Below are 20,548 nucleotides of genomic sequence, written 5' to 3' on the forward strand. Positions count from 1 at the left end.
CGCGCTGCCCGCGGTATTTTTTTTTTTTTTCAAACAGCGCGTGCAAAGCTCGCTCCTACAACGATCAGCCCCTGCGCTCGCGGGCCTGCTCGCAAATGACCCGGCGGCGTGCATCACTTGCCGAGCGCCATTCGCGAATGTCTTCGACGTGGCGAAAACACCCCAGGCAGACCTTGTGTTCATCCAGCCGGCACGTGCTGATGCATGGGGACGGCACGGCCGGGCTGACGTTGCTGTAGAGCGGTTTTGCGGGTTTAGCAGGCGCAGTCACAATCAGATCTCGTCAAAATCCAGGTCAGCACCCGTGTGCTCCAGGGTCAGGCGCTGAACCATTTCGCTGAGCAGTTCCTCAGACGTATCGCAGACCCAGCGCGAGGATTCTTCATCGTAGTCAAAGTGGAAACCTCCGCTTTTAGCGGCCAGCCAAAGCTGACGCAACGGTTCCTGGCGGCTGAAGATCAATTGGGCTCCACCTTCAAACTTAACCGTCAGAACACCGGCTGAGTTCTCCAGATCTACGTCCAGGTCACTCTCGTCAAAAACGTCTTCCAGCTGTTGCTGGGTTGCATCGACCAGATCGTGAAAACGGGCTTCATTCAAACTCATGGTGGAACCTCGTAGTGTCTAGTCATGCTCGGAGTTCGCAAGATACGGGCGCTCCAGACCGATTGCAAACCCTAAGACAACCCGCCGCAATAGCACACCTGATTATCCGGACAGGTGCCCCCCGCGCGAGCCGTCTGCTGCATAGGCAAGCTGGTGGGTGGTCGGTATACTCGGTCGCAATTAATGCTTTTCAAAGGATTTCGCCATGAAGCGCCTGATCTCTTCGTTTGCTGCGCTTGTCGCGGTTGCTTGCCTTGTTTCTGCCTGTGGTCAAAAAGGACCGCTGTATCTGCCCGATGACAGCAAAAACCCGGATGACCAAGCCAAATCGTCGCAATCTCAAGCGCACAAGCATCAATAAGGGAACACCATGGACGCTTTTAATTACCGGGACGGCGAGCTGTTCGCCGAAGGTGTTGCGCTGACGGCCATCGCCGAACGCTTCGGCACCCCGACCTACGTCTATTCCCGGGCGCACATCGAGGCGCAATACAACGCCTATGCCCATGCCCTGGCCGGCATGCCGCATCTGGTGTGCTTTGCAGTCAAGGCCAACTCCAACCTGGGTGTACTCAATGTCCTGGCGCGTTTGGGCGCTGGTTTTGACATTGTGTCGCGCGGTGAACTGGAGCGTGTGCTGGCTGCTGGCGGCTCGGCAGACAAAATCGTGTTTTCGGGCGTCGGCAAGACCCGCGACGACATGCGCCGTGCGCTGGAAGTCGGCGTGCACTGCTTTAACGTCGAGTCCACTGACGAGCTGGAGCGCCTGCAAGTGGTGGCTGCCGAGCTGGGCGTTCGTGCGCCGATCTCGCTGCGGGTCAACCCGGACGTAGACGCAGGCACGCACCCGTACATCTCCACCGGCCTTAAAGAAAACAAGTTTGGCATCGCCATCGCAGACGCCGAAGACGTGTACATCCGCGCCGCGCAACTGCCTAACCTCGAAGTGGTGGGCGTCGATTGCCATATCGGCTCGCAACTGACCACCCTCGAACCGTTTATCGATGCGCTTGATCGCCTGCTGGGGCTGATCGACCGTCTGGGCGATTGCGGCATTTACCTGCGCCACATCGACCTCGGTGGCGGCTTGGGCGTGCGCTATCGCGATGAAGAGCCGCCCTTGGCTGCTGACTACATCAAAGCTGTGCGTTCGCGCATTGAGGGCCGTGATCTGGCGCTGGTGTTCGAGCCGGGCCGTTTCATCGTGGCCAATGCGGGCGTGCTGCTGACTCAGGTCGAGTACCTCAAGCACACCGAGCACAAAGACTTCGCCATTGTCGACGCGGCCATGAACGACCTGATTCGTCCGGCGTTGTACCAGGCCTGGATGGACGTGACCGCGGTACGCCCGCGTGACACAGAAGCCCGCCCTTACGACATCGTCGGCCCGATCTGCGAAACTGGTGACTTCCTGGCCAAAGACCGCCAGTTGGCGCTGGCCGAAGGTGATTTGCTGGCCGTGCATTCGGCAGGTGCCTACGGGTTTGTCATGAGCTCGAACTACAACACCCGAGGCCGCGCCGCCGAAATTCTGGTGGATGGCGATCAAGCGTTTGAAGTGCGCCGTCGCGAGACCGTTGCTGAGCTGTATGCCGGCGAAAGCCTTCTGCCGGAGTGAGCCCATGTTGCTGCGTTTTACCAAAATGCACGGCCTGGGCAATGACTTCATGGTCCTTGACCTGGTCAGCCAGCACGCGCACATTTTGCCCAAGCACGCCAAACAATGGGGTGATCGGCACACGGGTGTCGGCTTTGATCAATTATTGATCGTTGAGGCACCGAGCAACCCGGAGGTGGATTTCCGTTACCGGATCTTCAACTCCGACGGTTCTGAAGTTGAACAGTGCGGCAACGGTGCCCGCTGTTTCGCCCGGTTTGTGCTCGACAAGCGGTTGACCACCAAGCGTCAGATCAAGGTCGAAACCAAAAGCGGCATCATCGAACTGAACGTGCGCAGCGATGGGCAGATCAGCGTCGACATGGGCCCGCCGCGCCTGGTTCCGCACGAGATCCCGTTTGTGGCCGATGCCCAGGCGTTGAGCTATGAGGTGGATGTCGACGGGCAGCCGGTGCAGTTGGCTGCCGTGTCGATGGGCAACCCCCATGCGGTGTTGCGCGTTGACGACATCAACGCCGCGCCGGTGCATGAGCTGGGGCCAAAAATTGAACACCATCCGCGCTTTCCGGCGCGGGTTAACGTGGGCTTTTTGCACGTGATAGATCGTCAACGCGGGCAACTGCGGGTGTGGGAGCGTGGTGCCGGGGAAACCCAGGCCTGCGGTACCGGCGCCTGTGCGGCTGCGGTGGCGGCAATCAGCCAGGGCTGGATGGACTCACCGGTGACCCTCGATTTGCCCGGAGGTCGCTTGTCCATTGAATGGGGTGGCCCAGGCCAGTCCGTGATCATGACCGGCCCGGCGATGCGTGTGTACGAAGGACAAGTCCGTTTATGAGCGAGCGCATCTGATGACCGACCAGCCACAGCCTTCCGACCTTGAACTGCCTGCTGACGCTCTGGAGGCTGCGACGGTTGCGGCCTACCTGGAGGCTCATCCGGACTTCTTCAATCAGCGCGACGAGTTGCTGCTGGCGTTGCGGATCCCGCACCAGCGCGGCGACACCATTTCGCTGGTTGAGCGCCAGTTGGAGCTGTTGCGCGGTCGCAACATCGAGATGCGCCATCGTTTATCGCAACTGATGGACGTGGCCCGCGACAACGATCGTTTGTTCGAAAAAACCCGTCGCCTCAACCTCGCTCTGATGGACGCCACCAGCCTTGAAGAACTGGTAATGGCCGTCGAAGACAGCTTGCGCCAGGATTTCCAGGTGCCGTTTGTCAGCCTGGTGCTGTTTGGCGACAACCCGATGCCGGTTGGGCGCTGGGTCAACAGCGCCGATGCACAACGGGCCTTGGGCGGTTTGCTGGCCGAGGGTAAAGCGGTCAGCGGTAGCCTGCGTGAGCATGAGCTGGACTTCTTGTTCGGCGAAGAACAGCGCAAGCAAATCGGTTCGACGGCGGTGGTTGCGCTCAATCATCTGGGCTTACATGGCGTATTGGCCGTGGGCAGCCGCGACCCGCAGCACTATAAAAGCTCGGTGGGCATGCTGTTTCTGGGGCATATCGCCGAAGTGCTGGGGCGAGTCTTGCCGCGCTTCACCAGCGCCCTGCGCTCGGTCCGCTAGCGGTGGAACGGCAACTGGACGCTTACTGCACCCACCTGCGCAGTGAGCGCCAAGTGTCTCCCCACACGCTGGAAGCCTATCGCCGCGACCTGAACAAGGTGCTGGCCTTTTGCGTTAAAGAATCCATCCCCGATTGGCCTGCCCTGGATATCCAGCGCTTGCGCCAACTGGTGGCGCGCCTGCATCAGCAAGGCCAGTCTTCGCGCAGCATCTCGCGGCTGCTGTCGGCGGTGCGCGGGCTGTATCACTACCTCAACCGCGAAGGGCTGTGTGATCACGACCCGGCCAGCGGCCTGTCGCCGCCCAAGGGCGAGCGCCGCCTGCCGAAAACCCTCGACACTGACCGGGCCCTGCAACTGCTCGAAGGCGCTGTCGAGGACGACTTTTTGGCGGTGCGTGACCAAGCCATTCTTGAGCTGTTCTATTCGTCCGGGTTGCGCTTGTCGGAGCTGACCGGGCTTAACCTGGACCAACTCGACCTGGCAGACGGCCTGGTAGAAGTGCTCGGTAAAGGCAGCAAGACACGCGTGCTGCCGGTCGGCAAAAAGGCCCGGGAAGCGCTGCTGGCGTGGCTGCCTTTGCGCAGCCTGGCCAACCCGCAAGACGACGCTGTGTTCGTCAGCCAGCGCGGCACCCGGCTTGGCCCGCGGGCCATCCAGCTACGGGTTAAAGCCGCAGGCGAGCGCGAGCTGGGGCAGAACCTGCACCCGCACATGCTGCGCCATTCATTTGCCAGCCATTTGCTGGAATCGTCTCAGGATTTACGTGCGGTGCAGGAATTGCTCGGGCATGCGGACATTAAAACCACGCAGATCTACACCCATCTGGATTTCCAGCACCTGGCATCGGTTTACGACAGCGCCCACCCACGGGCCAAACGCAGTAAGGGCAGTGAATGACCATTGAGCTGATTACCTTCGACCTCGACGACACCCTGTGGGACACCGCGCCGGTGATTGCCAGTGCCGAGACCGTACTGCAGACCTGGCTGGCCGAAAACGCACCAAAATTGGGCGCGCTGGATGTTGCGGGGTATCAGGCGTTGCGCCAGCGTGTTTTGGTCGACGAGCCGCAGCTCAAGCATCGCATCAGCGCGTTGCGGCGGCGGGTGTTGTTCCACGCCTTGCAGGGTGCGGGTTATGCGGATGCTGTGGCGATGGCAGAGCAAGCGTTTGAGGTGTTCATTGACGCGCGCCATGCGCTAGAGGTTTTTCCTGAGGCTGAGCCTACGCTGATAGCGCTGGCCTCTGACTATGCCTTGGGTGTCGTGACCAATGGCAATGCCGACGTGCGCCGCATTGGGCTGGGGCATCACTTCAAGTTTGTGTTGTGCGCCGAAGACATTGGCATTGCCAAGCCGGATGCGCGGTTGTTTCACGAGGCGCTGCGTCGCGGCGGGGATATTTCGCCTGCGGCGACCGTGCACGTGGGGGATCACCCCGGTGATGACATTGCCGGTGCCCAGCAGGCGGGCTTGCGCGCCATCTGGTTCAACCCTGGCGGCAAACACTGGGAAGGCGACAAAGCCCCGGATGCCGAAGTGGGCTGCTTGAGCGAACTGCCAGCGGTGCTTAAAACGATGCGTACCCAAGCTCTGTAGCCGCTGGCGAAGCATGAGGCTGCGATGGGTTGCGCAGCGACCCTAGACGGCGGTCCTGCGGCCCGCATCGCAGCCTTCGTTCCTCGTCAGCGGCTACGGATCAAACAATCGCAGCCTGTGGCGCTCAGCCGTCACCCACAAAAAAACCCGCAGCGACGGCGGGTTTTTTCTTCAAGCAATGGAGCTGCCCTTAGATAGGGCGGCTGCCGTACTTGTTGTCAGGCTTCTTGGGTGGGTCTGCCACCACGTTCGCCTCGACTTCCTGCACTTTGCCGCCCCGGGAGAGAAACTCTTCCATGGCGCGAGCCAGAGCGTCACGCTCTTTGTTTTTGGCTTCAATGCTGGGCAGGTCGTCAACCGACACCGCAGCCTTGGATTTGCCTTTGGCCGCAGGGGCCGGCGCATCATCGCCAGCGTCGTCGTCAGCAACGTCTTCGGCTGCCGCGTCGAGGCCTTCCTCGGTCTCGTCTTCGTCACCTACTTCGAGGTCATCATTTTCCAGATCATCGTCGCTCATGTTCTACCCCATGACTTGCGTAAAGCAGATTAGTTATAGACCAGCTGCACCCGGTGTCGACTGCCGCTGGTGAAAAAGTAGCCTTGGGCAAACCGAGGCTCAAGCCTCTTCATCCGTAAAGGTGACGAGAACTTATCGAGTTTCGCAATATCGCGCTGCTCGTTCAGGTAAACACGTTGCCCGTAGCCCGAGCTGCGGGCCTTGAAAGCGTCGGGTGCTTATCCTCGCCTTCGTCCTGCCAGGGGCTGTTTATCGCCCCTTGGCGCGCATTCTAGCGTGCTGAATAAAAAAGCAAAGCGGCTAATAGTCGAGTTGTCGCGTAAGCCTTCTTCCTACAAACAAGCGTAGAACTGATCTGAGCCTAAAGTGATCAGAAAAATCATTTCATCGCAGCGAATAGCGCCAGATTTCAGGTAAAAAAATACCCGGCAAGCCGGGTATTTTTTTAAAGGGCGGATTACAGGTTGTAACCACGCTCGTTGTGCTGTGCCAGGTCGAGGCCAACAGCCTCTTCTTCTTCGTTAACCCGCAGGCCCATCACGGCATCCAGCACTTTGAGGATGACGTACGTCACCACCGCGGTGTAGATCACAGTGAAGGCAACACCTTTGAACTGGATCCACACTTGTGTGCCGATGTCCGTCACGGTGCCGAAGCCACCCAGTGCTGGCGCTGCAAACACGCCGGTGAGGATGGCGCCGACGATACCGCCGATACCGTGTACGCCGAATGCGTCCAGCGAGTCGTCATAGCCCAGCTTGCGCTTGAGGCTGGTGGCGCAGAAGAAGCAGATCACGCCTGCCGCCAGACCGATCACGATCGAGCCCATTGGGCCGACGGTGCCTGCAGCCGGGGTGATTGCAACCAGACCGGCCACCACGCCCGAGGCGATGCCCAGTGCGCTTGGCTTGCCGTGGGTAATCCACTCGGCAAACATCCAGCCCAGTGCGGCAGTGGCGGTGGCGATTTGCGTGACCAGCATCGCCATACCAGCGGTGCCGTTGGCGGCAGCTGCCGAGCCTGCGTTGAAGCCGAACCAGCCGATCCACAGCATGGCCGCGCCGATCAGGGTGTAACCCAGGTTGTGCGGGGCCATTGGCGTGGTTGGGTAGCCTTTACGCTTGCCGAGCACGATGCACGCAACCAGGCCAGCAATACCGGCGTTGATGTGCACCACGGTGCCGCCCGCGAAATCGAGCACGCCCCAGTCACCCAGCAAGCTGCCCGGGCCGCCCCAGACCATGTGCGCGATTGGCGCGTACACCAGGGTGAACCACACGCCCATGAAGATCAGCATGGCCGAGAACTTCATGCGCTCTGCGAACGCACCGACGATCAGGGCCGGGGTGATGATGGCGAAGGTCATCTGGAAGGTGACGAACACCGCTTCCGGGAACAACGCCGCCGGGCCTGTGATGCTGGCCGGGGTGATGCCGGCCAGGAACACTTTGCCGAAGCCGCCGATGAACGAGTTGAAGTTGGTGACGCCTGCTTCCATGCCCGTGGTGTCAAACGCGATGCTGTAGCCATAAATGACCCACAGGATGCTGATAAGACCGGTAATGGCGAAGCACTGCATCATCACAGAAAGAAGGTTTTTGGAGCGCACCATGCCGCCGTAAAACAGCGCCAGGCCGGGAATGGTCATAAACAGCACCAAAGCCGTTGCAGTCAGCATCCAGGCGGTATCGCCGGAGTTGAGGACTGGAGCAGCCACTTCATCCGCCGCCATGGCCAGGCCAGGCAATACAGCGGACAACAGGGCTCCGAGCCCTGCGATTTTACGCAGAGTCATAGTGTTTTCTCCTGGGGCGTTGGGGTTTGGCGGCTTAGATTGCGTCGGTATCGGTTTCGCCGGTACGGATGCGAATAGCCTGTTCCAGATTGACTACAAAAATCTTGCCATCACCAATCTTGCCGGTGTTGGCAGCCTTGGTTATCGCCTCGATAACCCGGTCAAGATCTTTGTCGTCGATAGCGACATCAATCTTCACCTTTGGCAGAAAGTCGACCACGTACTCCGCACCGCGATACAGCTCGGTGTGGCCTTTCTGCCGGCCGAAGCCTTTGACCTCAGTAACGGTAATGCCCTGCACGCCGATTTCAGACAGCGACTCGCGCACGTCGTCTAATTTGAACGGCTTGATAATGGCGGTGACTAGCTTCATGAAACTTCTCCCGAATTGGTGGACTTGCCCCAGGAAAACAAACCCGGCTCAAGTCTATGCGCAGTGTCTGGCTTTGTAACGCTTCGTTGACCTTCTTCAGGCCGCGCAACGTGCATCAGTCGCTGGTGACGCAAGCACTCCCTGAACCACCTGCCGCACTACCATCGTCACAGCAACTGCATCAGTACATGAGTCATGAGCAACTAAGCAGAAACCTTGCCATGTCTGGAAAAGCCAATAATTTCAGGTGCTTATTGCCAGTTGGTGGCGTTGTGCCTGATTTCGCAGAGGTTTTGTGCACGCAAACGGTGCGCAGGTAGGCGGGGGGATGCCCAATAAATGTGCGAGGCCGGGCAGGCAATGCCCTTCTGATACTGCGTGATACACTCACCGCCATCTGTTTTAAGGACCTACCCCATGCTCGCGCCCAAAGATTTTCTCGACGCCCTGAGTGGCCAAGCCTCGCGTCTGTTCAGTGGCGACACCGCGCTGCCGCGCAACGAAATCGAAAGCCAGTTCAAAGCCTTGCTGCAAAGTGGCTTTAGCAAACTGGACCTGGTCAGCCGCGAAGAATTCGACAGCCAGATGGTCGTCCTCGCCCGCACTCGCGCGCGCCTTGAGAGCCTTGAGGCCAAAGTGGCCGAGCTGGAAGCCAGGTTGCTGCCGCCGACCGAGTAATGCCCGCATGCGGTGCAACCGTAGGAGCGAGCTTGCCTCGCGATCTTTTGACGGTTTAAAAGATCGCGAGACAAGCTCGCTCCCACAGATCTATCAGTGCTGCAAGATCTTGGACAGAAAACTGCGAGCGCGGTCTGAACGTGGCGCGCTGAAAAACGCTTCAGCCTTCACGTCTTCAATAATCTCGCCACCGTCCATGAACACCACGCGATCCGCCACTTTGCGGGCGAAGCCCATTTCGTGGGTGACGCACATCATGGTCATGCCCTCGCCCGCCAGTTCCACCATGACGTCCAGAACTTCATTGACCATCTCCGGGTCCAGCGCTGACGTTGGTTCATCGAAGAGCATGGCAATGGGGTCCATGGCCAGCGCCCGGGCAATGGCGACGCGCTGCTGCTGCCCGCCCGACAATTGAATGGGGTACTTGTGGGCGTGGCTCTTGAGCCCTACCCGTTCGAGCAGCGCCATGCCTTTTTTGGTCGCCGCGTGGCGGTCACGGCCCAACACCTTGATTTGCGCCAGGTTGAGGTTGTCGATAATGCTCAGGTGCGGGAACAGTTCGAAATGCTGGAAGACCATCCCGACCTTGGCGCGCAATGTGGGCAAATCGACGCCCTTGCCGGTCACCGGCTGGTTCTCGATGAAGATATCGCCCTCTTGCACGGGCTCCAGGCCGTTGACGCATTTGATCAGGGTGCTCTTGCCTGAGCCGGAGGGGCCGCACACCACCACCACTTCACCGCGGGCAAGCTCAGTGGTGCAGTTCTTCAAGACCTGGAAGTTGCCGTACCATTTGCTCAGGTTGTTCATCTGGATCATGCGGTTTTCCCTACGTTTGTTTTCAGGCGTTTGCTCAGGCTGGACAGCAGGTAACAGATCACCAGATAGACCAAGGCAACGAACAGATACAGCTCGACCAGACGCCCGTCACGCTGCGCGAACTTGCTCGCGGCGCCGGTGAAGTCTGCGATGGACAGCACGTACACCAGTGAGGTGTCTTGAAACAGAATGATGGTCTGGGTCAGCAACAGCGGCGCCATGCGCCGCAAGGCTTGCGGCAGGATCACGTAGAACATCGCTTGCGCCGGACGCAGGCCAAGGGCCGCCGCCGCTTGCTTCTGGCCGGGGCTGATGCTCTGGATGCCGCCGCGAATGATTTCGCTGTAATACGCCGCCTCGAACATGCAGAACGTCACAAAGGCCGTGACCACCGGGCCGATCTGCACGGGGCGTTCAGTGCCGAAGGTCATTTGCAGCAACAGCGGCATCAAAAAGTAGAACCAGAAAATCACCAGCACCAGCGGGATGCTGCGCATGACCGTGACGTAACCCAGGGCAAAGCCACGCAGCACGCGGTTGTGCGACAGGCGCATGATGGCCAGCAAGGTGCCCGTGATGATGCCCACCGACATGGCGACAAAGGTCAGCAGCAAGGTGAATTTAAGGCCGTTCCACAGGGCGGGCATGGCCCGGACAATAACGCTCGGATCTAAATCAAACATGACTACCTCGTCGCGCCGCGAATGGTCAGGGAACGTTCGATATGGCCCATGACGAAGGTCACCAGCAGCGAAATGACCACGTACATGAGGGTCGCCGCGCTGAATGCCTCGAAGGTGTTGAACGAGTATTCGCTGATGTTGCGCGCTTGCGCGGTCAGCTCCATCAGGCCGATGGTCAGCGCCACCGATGAGTTCTTGAGGGTGTTCAGCGCCTCGGAAGTCAGTGGCGGGAAGACCACGCGGATCGCTTGTGGCAACAGCACTTGAAGGTACATCTGGTAGGGCCGCAGGCCTAAAGCCAGCGCCGCACCGCGCTGCCCGTGCGCCACCGATTCAATGCCGGCCTTGAACAGCTCCGAGAGCTTGGCCGAGGTAAACAGGGTCAATGCCACTACCGCACTGAAAAACGACGGGTAGGGCAAATCCTGTTTGAGGTAATCACCGGCCGAAACGGGTAATAACTCGGGCAGGACGAAGAAGCAGATGAACATCTGCACCAACAGGGGAATGTTGCGAAACACTTCGGTGTACAGGTTGCACAGCCACACCACGGGGCGCAGCGTGGTGGTGCGCAGGGTGCCGACCAAACCACCGATCAAAAACGCCAGGATGAACGCGGCCAGTGTGGTGGCCAACGTCCAGCTGGTGCCGGTGATCAGCCAATGCAGATACGACGAAGACTCTCCGGGAGCGTGCTCCCAAAAAATACTCCAGTTCCAGTTGTAATCCATGAAGCACCAACCTTTGAAAGGAGATAGAGGTCGTTGCACACTCTGCCCCCGGCCAACCAAGCGCCTCCTTGTCTTTGGCTGGCTGGAATCAGAACGCTTGAGACGGGAGTATCAGACGCCGATGTCGTTCGGGTTGGCGATGGCTTTTATCAAGGCGTCACTCATCGGCAGGTTGATTACGATGTCTTTGGGCGGGATGGGTTTGAGGAACCATTTCGGATAAATCGTATCGATCTCGCCAGAGCTGTACAGCTGGCTCAAGACGCCGTCGGCGAAGGTTTTGAACTGCGGGTCGTTCTTGCGAATGCCGATGGCATACGGCTCGGCAGACATAGGTTCGGGCAGTAGTGTGTAGGCATTCGGGTTGCGGCTTTGCGCGATGGTGGCCATCAATTGCACATCGTCGTTGATGTAAGCGACGGCGCGGCCGGTCTCCAGCATCAAGAAGGCTTCGCCGCTGTCCTTGGCGTTGAGGATCTTCAGGCCCAGGTCTTTTTCGCGGTTGAGGTTTTTGGTGATCCACTCGCCGCTGCCGCCGGTAATCACCACCACGGCCTTGCCTTTGAGGTCAGCAACACTGGTGAGCCCGGAGGCCTTCTTCACCGCATATTTGGCGCTGGCGACATAGCTGGTGAACAGAAAGCCGATTTGTTTTTGGCGCTCAACAGTGTTGGTGGTGACGCCGCATTCCAGGTCAATGGTGCCGTTGATCAGCAAAGGCGTGCGGGTGGCTGCAACCACTGAGACGTACTGGGTCTTGAGGTTGGGTTCGCCGACTTTGACCTTGATCTGGTCCACGATTTTCTGGCACAGCTCGATGCTGTAGCCGATCGGTTGCTGGTCATCGTTCAGATAAGAAAAAGGCAAAGAGGCGTCACGGTACCCGAGGGTAACGGTGCCCGATTCCTTGATTTTTTTTAAGGTTCCGGTGAGGTCTTCAGCCTGAACAGCGGTGCACAGACAAGCACCGACAATAAGGGCAAGCAGCTTTTTCTTGTGATCGAACATGGGGATCTCCGACTATTTTTATGGCAGCTTTTGCACAGCAAAGGACGAAGGTTTTAGCGCAAGGCTGAAAGGGCTTCGTTGATACGGATAACAGCTTTTTTTATGTGGTCGCGTGAGGTCGCAAACGACAGCCGAAAGTACCCTGGCAGGCCAAAGGCCAAACCCGGTACCACAGCGACCCCAGCGTGATCGAGCAGATACGCAGACAGTTCAACATCATCGCCAATGACTTGCCCTTGAGGGCTGATGCGGCCCAGCAACTGGCTGCATTCGGGGAAGGCATAAAACGCACCGGCGGGCGCGTCGATACGCAACCCGGCGCATTCACGCAGACCTTCGACCAACAAGCGGCCACGCTCGGCGTACTCGCGGGCGCTGCTGGCGACGAAGTCTTGCGGGCCGTCCAGCGCAGCGCGGGATGCTTCCTGGGAAATGGCGCTCGCGCCTGAGGTGCTTTGCGACTGGATCTTGCTGACCGCCGCGATCAGCGCTTTGGGGCCAGCGGCGTAACCGATGCGCCAGCCTGTCATGGCATACGCCTTGGCCACGCCGTTGATCAGCAGCGTGCGTTCGCGCAGTTGCGGGCACGCGGTGGCGAATGAGACGAAGGGTTGGTCAGCCAGCAACACGTGTTCGTAAATCTCGTCGGACATCACCAATACATTGGGGAAGTCCTCCAGCACTTTGCCCAGGGCTTGCAGCTCGGCTTCGGTGTAAATGGCGCCGCTCGGATTGGACGGTGTGTTGAGGATCAGCCAGCGCGATTTGTCATTGAGTTGGGCGCGCAATGCCTGCGGGCTGAGCTTGAAGCCGACGTCGATGCCGCAGTGCACCACGCGTGGGGTGCCAGCGTTGAGCGTGACAATATCGGAATAGGACACCCAATACGGCGCCGGGATGATGACTTCGTCACCGGCTTCGAGGGTGGCCATGAACGTATTGAAAATCACCTGTTTGGCGCCGTTGCCAACACTGATCTCATCGACGCTGTAGGTCAGGCCGTTTTCGCGCAGCAATTTGCGCGAGATCGCCTGGCGCAGGGCGAGCGTGCCTTGGGGGGCGGTGTAGCGGGTATGGCCGTCACGCATGGCCTGGCAGGCCGCGTCGATGATATGCGCAGGGGTGTCGAAGTCAGGTTCGCCCAAGCTCATGTCGACAATGTCGCGGCCTTGGCTGGCTAATTCTTTAGCGCGCATGGAAATAACCATGCTGGGGGACGAAGAGATCTGTTTGACGCGCTGGCTTTCGAAACTCATGAAAATACCCGCCTGTTGTGGAGGTTCGCAGAGAGTCACTCTACGCCTACTATTGTTGTACGACATGGTATGACAACGAGATTGGTTTTCGCAATCGGCAATCTGCACTGAAATCAGGAAAAATACGAGCGCCTTCTGATTTAGTTGAGGCGCAGTCTGAATGCCTTAAAAACGAAGGGGGTCCTCAAAGACGGGCGGTTAGCAGGACCTGTATAGGTGAGTGCCAAAGATTGAACGGGTGATAAAAGCGAGGCGGTATTCGTGTTCTTGAGCGTTTCAATTTCATGTTGTACGATGACATACGACATCAGCACTGGCTGACGTCTTTCTGAAGCGTATTACTCAGGGTGTTCGAATAATGAATCCACAAGAACTGAAGTCCATCCTCTCGTCTGGCCTGCTGTCTTTTCCGCTCACCGATTTCAATGCTCAGGGTGATTTTCACCGTGAGGGCTACATCAAGCGTCTGGAATGGCTGGCCCCGTATGGCGCGTCGGCCTTGTTCGCGGCAGGCGGCACCGGTGAGTTTTTCTCCCTGGCGGCCAGCGAATACTCGCAAGTGATCAAAACCGCGGTAGACACCTGCGCCACCAGCGTACCGATTCTGGCCGGTGTCGGCGGCTCTACCCGTCAAGCCATCGAATACGCGCAAGAAGCTGAACGCCTGGGCGCCAAAGGGCTGTTGCTGCTGCCGCACTACTTGACCGAAGCCAGCCAGGACGGTGTTGCCGCCCACGTTGAGGCGGTGTGCAAGTCGGTAAACATCGGGGTGGTGGTGTACAACCGTAACGTCTGCCGTTTGACCGCGCCGCTGCTGGAGCGCCTGGCAGAACGTTGCCCGAATCTGATCGGCTACAAGGACGGCCTGGGCGACATTGAACTGATGGTCTCGATCCGCCGTCGCCTCGGCGACCGTTTCAGCTACCTCGGCGGTTTGCCGACGGCAGAAGTCTATGCTGCAGCGTACAGAGCGCTGGGCGTGCCGGTGTATTCCTCGGCGGTGTTTAACTTCATCCCGAAAACCGCGATGGAGTTCTACCACGCCATTGCCCGCGAAGATCACGACACCGTGGGCAAACTCATCGACGACTTCTTCCTGCCGTATCTGGACATCCGCAACCGCAAAGCGGGCTACGCCGTGAGCATCGTCAAGGCCGGGGCGACCATTTCTGGGCATAGCGCAGGCCCGGTGCGCGCCCCTCTGACCGATTTGTTGCCAGAAGAATACGAAGCGCTGGCGGCTTTGATTCACAAACAAGGCCCGCAGTAAGCGTTCAGTGCGCCTGTCGGAGCGAGCTTGTCTCGCGATCTTTTAAATAATCAAAAGATCGCGAGGCGAGCTCGCTCCTACAGGGGTAACCGTCACATCCGGTATCCATTCCCCGGCACCCTTGGCCGCTGATTCGCGCAGGATGCGTGCTTTGCGAACTCAAGGAATGAGTCATGTCTCTGGCGATTGTGTATAGCCGCGCCCAAGTGGGCGTCGAGGCCCCCGTGGTGACGGTCGAAGCGCATCTGGCCAATGGGTTGCCCGCCCTGACCTTGGTCGGGCTGCCGGAAACCGCAGTCAAAGAAAGCAAAGACCGGGTCCGCAGTGCGATTATCAATTCCAGCCTGGAGTTTCCCGCGCGCCGTATCACCCTCAATCTGGCGCCCGCCGACCTGCCCAAGGACGGCGGGCGTTTTGATTTGGCCATCGCGCTGGGCATTCTGGCCGCCAGCGGGCAATTGCCCATCAAGGCGCTGGAGCAAGTGGAGTGTTTGGGTGAGTTGGCGCTGTCGGGGGCCATTCGGCCCGTGCAGGGCGTATTGCCTGCCGCATTGGCGGCGCGGGCGGCGGGCCGGGTTTTGGTGGTGCCGCTGGCGAACGCCGAAGAGGCATGTCTGGCCTCGGGGCTGACAGTGATCGCCGTCGAGCATTTGCTGCAAGCCGTGGCGCATTTTGCCGGCCGCGTGGTGATTGAACCCTATGTGGCCAGCGGCCTGCTGCACGTGAGCAAGCCGTATCCCGATTTGAGTGATGTACAGGGCCAACTGTCGGCCAAGCGGGCGCTGTTGATCGCCGCCGCAGGCAGCCACAATCTGCTTTTTACCGGGCCGCCGGGCACCGGCAAAACCTTGCTGGCCAGCCGCCTGCCCGGCTTGCTGCCACCGCTCAACGAGCAAGAGGCGCTGGAAGTGGCGGCCATCCAGTCGGTGGCCAGCCATGTGCCGTTGAGTTGCTGGCCGCAGCGCCCGTTTCGACAGCCGCATCATTCAGCTTCCGGTCCGGCGCTGGTGGGCGGCGGCTCGAAACCGCAGCCGGGCGAAATCACCCTGGCGCACCACGGGGTGTTGTTTTTGGATGAGCTGCCCGAGTTCGACCGTAAAGTCCTCGAAGTGCTCAGAGAGCCCATGGAGAGCGGATAGACGTATCATACACTTTTGAACATCAGGACTAGGACACATGGAAACCCTGAAAATCGACCGATCTAAGCCTCTGGCAATCGCTTATGTGCGTTGGTCTAGCACCGTGCAGGGTGGTGACGACAAAGACAGCTATGACCGGCAGACAAGCCCGTTAGAGTTCTTCACATCGTCGACAGGTGTCCCGGTCGTTGAAACCATCATCGATCCCGGTCAGTCAGCGTTCACCGGGGAAAACTCAAAAAAAGGGAAACTCAAAGGCATTCTTGACCGTATCGAGTCCGGGGAAATCAGGAAGGGTGATTTTTTGGTCGTTGAAAGCATCGACCGAATTACCCGAATGCGTGTGCTTGATGGCGTCGCACTGATACAAGACGGAATCTTGAAAAAGGGGGTGAAGCTCTACACCACCACCGACAACAAAATTTATTCGTATGAAGACCCTGATAAAGATTTTGAAAATCTTTTGATGATCAGTCTGATTGCTAAACGTGCAAACGAAGAAAGCGAAATCAAGTCGAAGCGTCGGCGTTCTGCTTGGAATAAAGCAAAAACCAAAGCAACAGACGGCGTGCCTTTCAATGCTCATAATGTTCCTTATGGCCTACGGCATAACACCGAAACAAATAGCTTTGAAATCGTAGAAGACGAAGCCCAAGAAATTAAAAAAATCTTTGAAGGCTTGAAATATGAAGGCGTGTCTAACACGCTTAAAAAAGTAAATCTAACATCGAAACGGAAATGGTCACGTAAAACCGTTCATTTAATGCTTACTAGCCGCTATCCCATTGGTTCTCTTATGTCACAAAAAAGAGACGGGAAAAAGAAGGTTTTTGAGCGTTATATTGAAAACTATTACCCAGCAATCCTCACGCATAAAGAATTTCAAGATGCGTTGCAAGCAATGAAGCTACGCGGAAAAGTAAAGGACTATGGACGTAACACCGAAGGATATTTGAACATTTTCAAGCATTGCGTGAAATGTGCTGCGTGTGGTCAGAGCCTCATGTTTGAAAAATCAATAAATCAAAAAGGCGTTAAATATGGTTACTTTCATTGTTACACAAGAAAAGAAACGTTAAGCCATTGCGATGTACCAAGGTTCCGCTTTGATTTTGCATTCGGTACTTTGTTGCAAATGGTCAAACAACTAACCGGAGATGAATTAGAATTTGATGATATTCATTCGTGGGCAAGAGAAATGCCTGCAGGCATAGAACAAAATCTAAAAAATGACGAACTTGAAATGGAAGATTTCGAGAACCAGTTCTTGTCTTTGTTTAGCAAATCGACTGCAACAGAAGCAATAAAAACAGAATTTTATGAAGCTGAAAATGAGCTTGCGAAAGCAAAATCACTTTATGAAAACATGACTGCTTCTTTCTCACAGTATAAAGATGGCCGTATTCCTTCATTTTTCATTCAACAAATGGCAGATGCAGAGCTAGCATATGAGAATGCAAAGGCTGATATAGATGCTTTAAGTGCTCAGATAGACAACGCTGAAAGCAGCCTTGAAATCTATTCTTATAAGGACATTATCGAGCTTTATAGTTCAGATGAAGGCCGTTTGAAGCTCAATCACTTCTTTAAATCGAACGGCCTCAAATTCGTTTTTAACTATGAAGCCAAAACCCGCACAGTATTCATGGTCGTTCGGGATAAAAAAGACGATGAAATTTATCGGGTTGGCAAAAAATTCACTCTACACAATCCATTAAAAGAATTCGGCATTGATAATTTGAACGCACACATGAACGCAGTTATATAAGTCTACCATCAAACGTTTAATAAAATGGCTGTCCAAATTTGGATGGCCTTTTTTTTGGCAGTCCTAAAATTGGCAGTCCATTTTTTTATAAAGTTGGCAGTCCACTAATTTGACAGCACATTATAATATGGTAATTGTATTAGTAAGCTTTCAAGACTTTGCAAGCAAGGCCCTTGGACTGCCACTGACTTCGTCGTGTCTGTCCACCCTTCGGGACGGGCCGCTTGAAATTGTCGCACTTCGTTTGAAATTTAAGATCAAGAGCAAAGTCAAAAGCCCCACCTGTAATACCTTCGGATATTACAGAAAGTCAAAAGTTGGTTGCTGTAATGCCTTCGGACATTACAGAAAAAACAAACTTAACCATGAGGATTAAATGAGTGATAAAGACAAATTAAGAACCTGCATCAAATGTTGCCAACTCAAAGCAGTAAAAAATAGCCGTTGGTATATAGAAGCTTGGCTTTGCATGGACTGCTATGCAGCCTTGGCAAAGAAAAAGAACAACGGACATTCGTCCGGCGTTAAAAATAAACCGTAAACATGAGGAAAATTATGACAGACAAGAAAAATATTAAAGGTGCCAAGAATATAGGTGAAACCGTTATCAAGAAGCAAAACACCATCAATGAAAAGGAAGTTGAAAGGCGTGTGATGGCAGCAGCGGAAGCTGTTAAAAAAAACACCATCACCGAAAAAGAAATAAAAGACCATAAAGAAGATGATTGGAATGATTTTAATTTCGGCAACACTTATGAAGAAAAGACAGAAGCGGACGACGATAAAGAGTTCGTATTGAATGCAATGACATACGGTGTTGCAACATACGGAGAAGCCATAGGCGGCAATTCTGGAATATTTACACGCTTCATGGCGTTGACAAGAGAAAGAGACCACTGCGGAAAAAAGAAGATAGACGCAATGATTTATTTCCTTTGCGACATAATTAAAGAGCTAACCAATGAAGACTTTATTTTTAACGAAACTTTCCCAACGGAAGAAAAAAGGCTTGAACTATTGGAGATGTTCACAGCGGCAATTTTCATTCTTTCGCAGCATAGGGATTGGAAGTAAAACCCACGAACAACAGGCGAAAGCCTTTGTTCACCAAATAAAAAAATATCGATCAGGAGAACCATGAGCAATGACAAGAAACCAAGAATAAGAAACCGCGATAAACGTTTTACCCTTCGCGTATCGCAAGAAGAAAAAGACACCATCTTGGCCGCAATGGCTGCGACGAACTCAAAATCTGTTGTCGAACTCGTATTAAATTCAATCAATAATTCTGGCGTCATTCTAGTTAATGAGGTTGAGAAATACAGCACCGTATTAGCTAAGGCTAAGGATCTCGGGAGCAATATACAGAAAGGTATTGAGCTTGTTCAATCCCAGCCACATAGAGCCAAAGATTTTATTAACTACCTAGAAAAAGATGATGGAAAAAATTTAAAAGCCATAGTTTCTTTTTCTGTGAATCTCGATCATGCAATTAAGGGATATTGCATCTACGAAGAAAATATAAAATGTTCAGCAGATTTCACCCTCAAAGAATTCATAAAATCTAAGAAATCCAGAGGGATTAAAAAATGATCAATACAATGAAAATGAGAACAGGGGGAGGAAATAGAACTAGATCATCAGCTAACTACCTTTTAAAAACCAACCCCGAAGGTGACGCAATAGATTGCACCATTCCACGTTTGAATGGTGAATCGAATATGGAATATGCAACACGTATAAAAAATGTCTTTGAAGGCGACCGTGTTCACAACCAGAAAAAACTATATCAATTTAATGCCCTTGCACTTCATCCGAGTGAAGGCGATAAATTTACAGATGCACAAATGATTGAAATGGCAAAAGAAGTCTATTTAAAAAATGGCGTTAAAAACAGCCTGAATGACAATCGCCATTATCTATTTGTTGTAGAAAGGGACAAAGACCATCATCACGTTCATGCAATGATTCACCTGACCGACCTTACTACAAAAAAGGTCAATAACAAGATGATCGATTACAACCCAATCATAAAAAAGCTTGAATTGAAATACGGCCTGTACAATGAACACCGTAAGCCAAAAGACGAAGATGAGTACAAGAAGACCTTTAAAAAAGAATTAAAATCTATTCAGGATAATGCGTTGAATGCTTCTGAATTCTTGATGCTTGCCAATGTGGCGGGCTTCGAAATCAACCACAACGGAAACGAAGCCTATTCACTCACAAAAGACGGTCAGACCTTCAAGGCTTCCGACTTGGGCATGTCCTACAAGCTCTTAAAGAAGGCGTTAGGCGACGATCCCGAGTTTGCCGCTACCCTTGCTTCACTTCACAACAAAAAGGCCGGTAATGGCGGTTTTGGAAGCATTGGCGGCGATTTTCATGATGAGCAATCAGCTATCACAGAAAAAAGGATCAAAAAATCTAATCGCGTTGTAGATACTCGATTCGATACCACTGATGGTCACGATTTCTTTTTCAAGAATTCGACTAAGAAAGCCTTTGAGTACAGTGCTCTCACGGGCAAAGCCACGTTCAACACTAACAGCCCAATGGCGATCAAGGCTGGCTTGCAGAAGCTCACAGAGAACGGCAAACCCCACACCTTACATCTCAACGGATCAGACACTTTCAAGCGTCAAGCATGGCTTCAATTTCACATGATGAACCTTGATAAAAAAGGTTATTCGTTAAAAGGTTATAAAGCTACTGAGAAAGACAAAGCAGAACTTGAAAAAATGGAGCTCGAAAATCAAGCCTTTAAGAAGCCAATTGAAGATAACAATATAAAAGCTTTACCAACCGATAAACCGGCTGATAAATCACAAGAAAATTCACAATTTAAAGATGGTGCTGGAAAAGCAATCGACAAGACTAAACAAGTAGCGGCTAGCGTTGTGCAAGTGGGTACTGGTCTAGCAATAAATTCTGGCCTAATGGCTGGGATTGATATTTTAACTTCATCTGAACAGCTTTATAAGATTGATCAAATGGCTGCTAAAATAAAAGCAGATTACGAAGCGGAAGAAAACGCAAGACAATCAGCCAGAACCTCAGCAAAACGAAGTCGAGGTATAAAATTCACGCCTAAATAAAAAAACGCCTTCTTGGCGTTT

23 protein-coding genes and 1 pseudogene are annotated in these 20,548 nt (G+C 54.6%); 14 read left to right on the plus strand and 10 right to left on the minus strand.

Annotation, left to right across the window (positions count from 1 at the left end):
• Positions 1-64: 64 nt before the first annotated feature.
• Positions 65-277: a DUF1289 domain-containing protein gene (locus QMX84_RS14500; RefSeq protein WP_153327901.1), complete on the minus strand. Its 213-nt coding sequence runs from the start codon at positions 275-277 to the stop codon at positions 65-67.
• Complete coding sequence (gene cyaY, locus QMX84_RS14505) at positions 274-606, minus strand: iron donor protein CyaY (protein WP_262126047.1); 333 nt, start codon at positions 604-606, stop codon at positions 274-276. Before cyaY ends, QMX84_RS14500 begins: the two co-directional genes overlap by 4 nt.
• A gap of 205 nt (positions 607-811) precedes the next feature.
• Between cyaY and QMX84_RS14510 the strand changes: the two genes are divergently transcribed.
• Genes QMX84_RS14510 through QMX84_RS14535 form a run of 6 tightly spaced genes read left to right on the plus strand, consistent with a single transcriptional unit; the run spans position 812 to position 5,389 of the window.
• Positions 812-967, plus strand: a complete 156-nt coding sequence (locus QMX84_RS14510; protein WP_048372563.1) for a lipoprotein — start codon at positions 812-814, stop codon at positions 965-967.
• Between the two features lie 9 nt (positions 968-976).
• Positions 977-2,224 (plus strand): diaminopimelate decarboxylase, encoded by a 1,248-nt coding sequence (gene lysA, locus QMX84_RS14515; RefSeq protein ID WP_262126048.1) that lies wholly within the window; start codon positions 977-979, stop codon positions 2,222-2,224.
• 4 nt (positions 2,225-2,228) lie between these two features.
• A complete protein-coding gene (dapF, locus tag QMX84_RS14520; RefSeq protein ID WP_048372559.1) occupies positions 2,229-3,059 on the plus strand; it encodes a diaminopimelate epimerase in 831 nt (276 codons plus the stop codon).
• A 13-nt stretch (positions 3,060-3,072) separates the two neighbouring features.
• Positions 3,073-3,789 carry a DUF484 family protein gene (locus QMX84_RS14525; protein WP_153333503.1) on the plus strand — a complete coding sequence of 239 codons (717 nt, stop codon included), beginning with the start codon at positions 3,073-3,075 and terminating at the stop codon, positions 3,787-3,789.
• Between the two features lie 2 nt (positions 3,790-3,791).
• Positions 3,792-4,688 carry a tyrosine recombinase XerC gene (xerC, locus tag QMX84_RS14530; protein ID WP_282364117.1) on the plus strand — a complete coding sequence of 299 codons (897 nt, stop codon included), beginning with the start codon at positions 3,792-3,794 and terminating at the stop codon, positions 4,686-4,688.
• On the plus strand, positions 4,685-5,389 hold the full coding sequence (locus tag QMX84_RS14535; RefSeq protein ID WP_282364118.1) for an HAD family hydrolase: 705 nt from the start codon (positions 4,685-4,687) through the stop codon (positions 5,387-5,389). Before xerC ends, QMX84_RS14535 begins: the two co-directional genes overlap by 4 nt.
• 190 nt (positions 5,390-5,579) lie before the next feature.
• On the opposite strand, the gene sutA is transcribed toward QMX84_RS14535, so the two are convergent.
• The 3 genes from sutA to glnK form a co-directional block, all read right to left on the minus strand.
• The gene (gene sutA / locus QMX84_RS14540) at positions 5,580-5,906 is read right to left on the minus strand and encodes a transcriptional regulator SutA (protein ID WP_262126051.1); all 327 of its coding nucleotides are present in this window, start codon (positions 5,904-5,906) and stop codon (positions 5,580-5,582) included.
• 457 nt (positions 5,907-6,363) lie between these two features.
• Complete coding sequence (locus tag QMX84_RS14545; protein ID WP_262126052.1) at positions 6,364-7,701, minus strand: ammonium transporter; 1,338 nt, start codon at positions 7,699-7,701, stop codon at positions 6,364-6,366.
• Positions 7,702-7,735: 34 nt separating this feature from the next.
• A complete protein-coding gene (gene glnK, locus QMX84_RS14550) occupies positions 7,736-8,074 on the minus strand; it encodes a P-II family nitrogen regulator (RefSeq protein ID WP_002555808.1) in 339 nt (112 codons plus the stop codon).
• A gap of 417 nt (positions 8,075-8,491) precedes the next feature.
• On the opposite strand from glnK, the gene QMX84_RS14555 reads away from it, so the two are divergent.
• Positions 8,492-8,752, plus strand: a complete 261-nt coding sequence (locus tag QMX84_RS14555; RefSeq protein ID WP_153327895.1) for an accessory factor UbiK family protein — start codon at positions 8,492-8,494, stop codon at positions 8,750-8,752.
• Between the two features lie 93 nt (positions 8,753-8,845).
• Here the strand turns inward: QMX84_RS14555 and QMX84_RS14560 are convergent, their stop codons facing one another.
• From QMX84_RS14560 to QMX84_RS14580, 5 genes are all read right to left on the minus strand, one after another.
• A complete protein-coding gene (locus QMX84_RS14560; protein WP_153335019.1) occupies positions 8,846-9,574 on the minus strand; it encodes an amino acid ABC transporter ATP-binding protein in 729 nt (242 codons plus the stop codon).
• The gene (locus QMX84_RS14565; RefSeq protein ID WP_048372548.1) at positions 9,571-10,257 is read right to left on the minus strand and encodes an amino acid ABC transporter permease; all 687 of its coding nucleotides are present in this window, start codon (positions 10,255-10,257) and stop codon (positions 9,571-9,573) included. The genes QMX84_RS14560 and QMX84_RS14565 overlap by 4 nt, the downstream gene beginning before the upstream one ends.
• A 2-nt stretch (positions 10,258-10,259) precedes the next feature.
• On the minus strand, positions 10,260-10,988 hold the full coding sequence (locus tag QMX84_RS14570; RefSeq protein WP_282364121.1) for an amino acid ABC transporter permease: 729 nt from the start codon (positions 10,986-10,988) through the stop codon (positions 10,260-10,262).
• A gap of 111 nt (positions 10,989-11,099) precedes the next feature.
• A complete protein-coding gene (locus QMX84_RS14575) occupies positions 11,100-11,996 on the minus strand; it encodes an amino acid ABC transporter substrate-binding protein (protein WP_153335018.1) in 897 nt (298 codons plus the stop codon).
• A gap of 53 nt (positions 11,997-12,049) precedes the next feature.
• Entirely contained in the window at positions 12,050-13,252 is a 1,203-nt protein-coding gene (locus tag QMX84_RS14580; RefSeq protein WP_282364122.1) for a pyridoxal phosphate-dependent aminotransferase, read from the minus strand.
• A 358-nt stretch (positions 13,253-13,610) separates the two neighbouring features.
• On the opposite strand from QMX84_RS14580, the gene kdgD reads away from it, so the two are divergent.
• The 7 genes and pseudogenes from kdgD (at position 13,611) to QMX84_RS14615 (ending at position 20,527) form a co-directional block, all read left to right on the plus strand.
• Positions 13,611-14,522 carry a 5-dehydro-4-deoxyglucarate dehydratase gene (gene kdgD, locus QMX84_RS14585; RefSeq protein ID WP_048372539.1) on the plus strand — a complete coding sequence of 304 codons (912 nt, stop codon included), beginning with the start codon at positions 13,611-13,613 and terminating at the stop codon, positions 14,520-14,522.
• Positions 14,523-14,695: 173 nt separating this feature from the next.
• Positions 14,696-15,658, plus strand: a pseudogene (locus QMX84_RS14590) (YifB family Mg chelatase-like AAA ATPase); the annotation flags it as partial.
• 40 nt (positions 15,659-15,698) lie between these two features.
• Positions 15,699-17,429, plus strand: coding sequence for a recombinase family protein (locus QMX84_RS14595; protein WP_282364123.1), 1,731 nt, complete (start codon positions 15,699-15,701; stop codon positions 17,427-17,429).
• A gap of 376 nt (positions 17,430-17,805) precedes the next feature.
• Complete coding sequence (locus QMX84_RS14600; RefSeq protein WP_157811476.1) at positions 17,806-17,970, plus strand: hypothetical protein; 165 nt, start codon at positions 17,806-17,808, stop codon at positions 17,968-17,970.
• 14 nt (positions 17,971-17,984) lie between these two features.
• Positions 17,985-18,503, plus strand: a complete 519-nt coding sequence (locus QMX84_RS14605) for a hypothetical protein (RefSeq protein ID WP_282364125.1) — start codon at positions 17,985-17,987, stop codon at positions 18,501-18,503.
• 63 nt (positions 18,504-18,566) lie between these two features.
• The gene (locus QMX84_RS14610) at positions 18,567-19,022 is read left to right on the plus strand and encodes a hypothetical protein (RefSeq protein WP_282364126.1); all 456 of its coding nucleotides are present in this window, start codon (positions 18,567-18,569) and stop codon (positions 19,020-19,022) included.
• Positions 19,019-20,527: a relaxase/mobilization nuclease domain-containing protein gene (locus QMX84_RS14615; protein WP_282364127.1), complete on the plus strand. Its 1,509-nt coding sequence runs from the start codon at positions 19,019-19,021 to the stop codon at positions 20,525-20,527. Before QMX84_RS14610 ends, QMX84_RS14615 begins: the two co-directional genes overlap by 4 nt.
• Positions 20,528-20,548: the final 21 nt, after the last annotated feature.

The organism is Pseudomonas sp. PS01297, assembly GCF_029959305.1.
Lineage (GTDB): Bacteria > Pseudomonadota > Gammaproteobacteria > Pseudomonadales > Pseudomonadaceae > Aquipseudomonas > Aquipseudomonas helleri.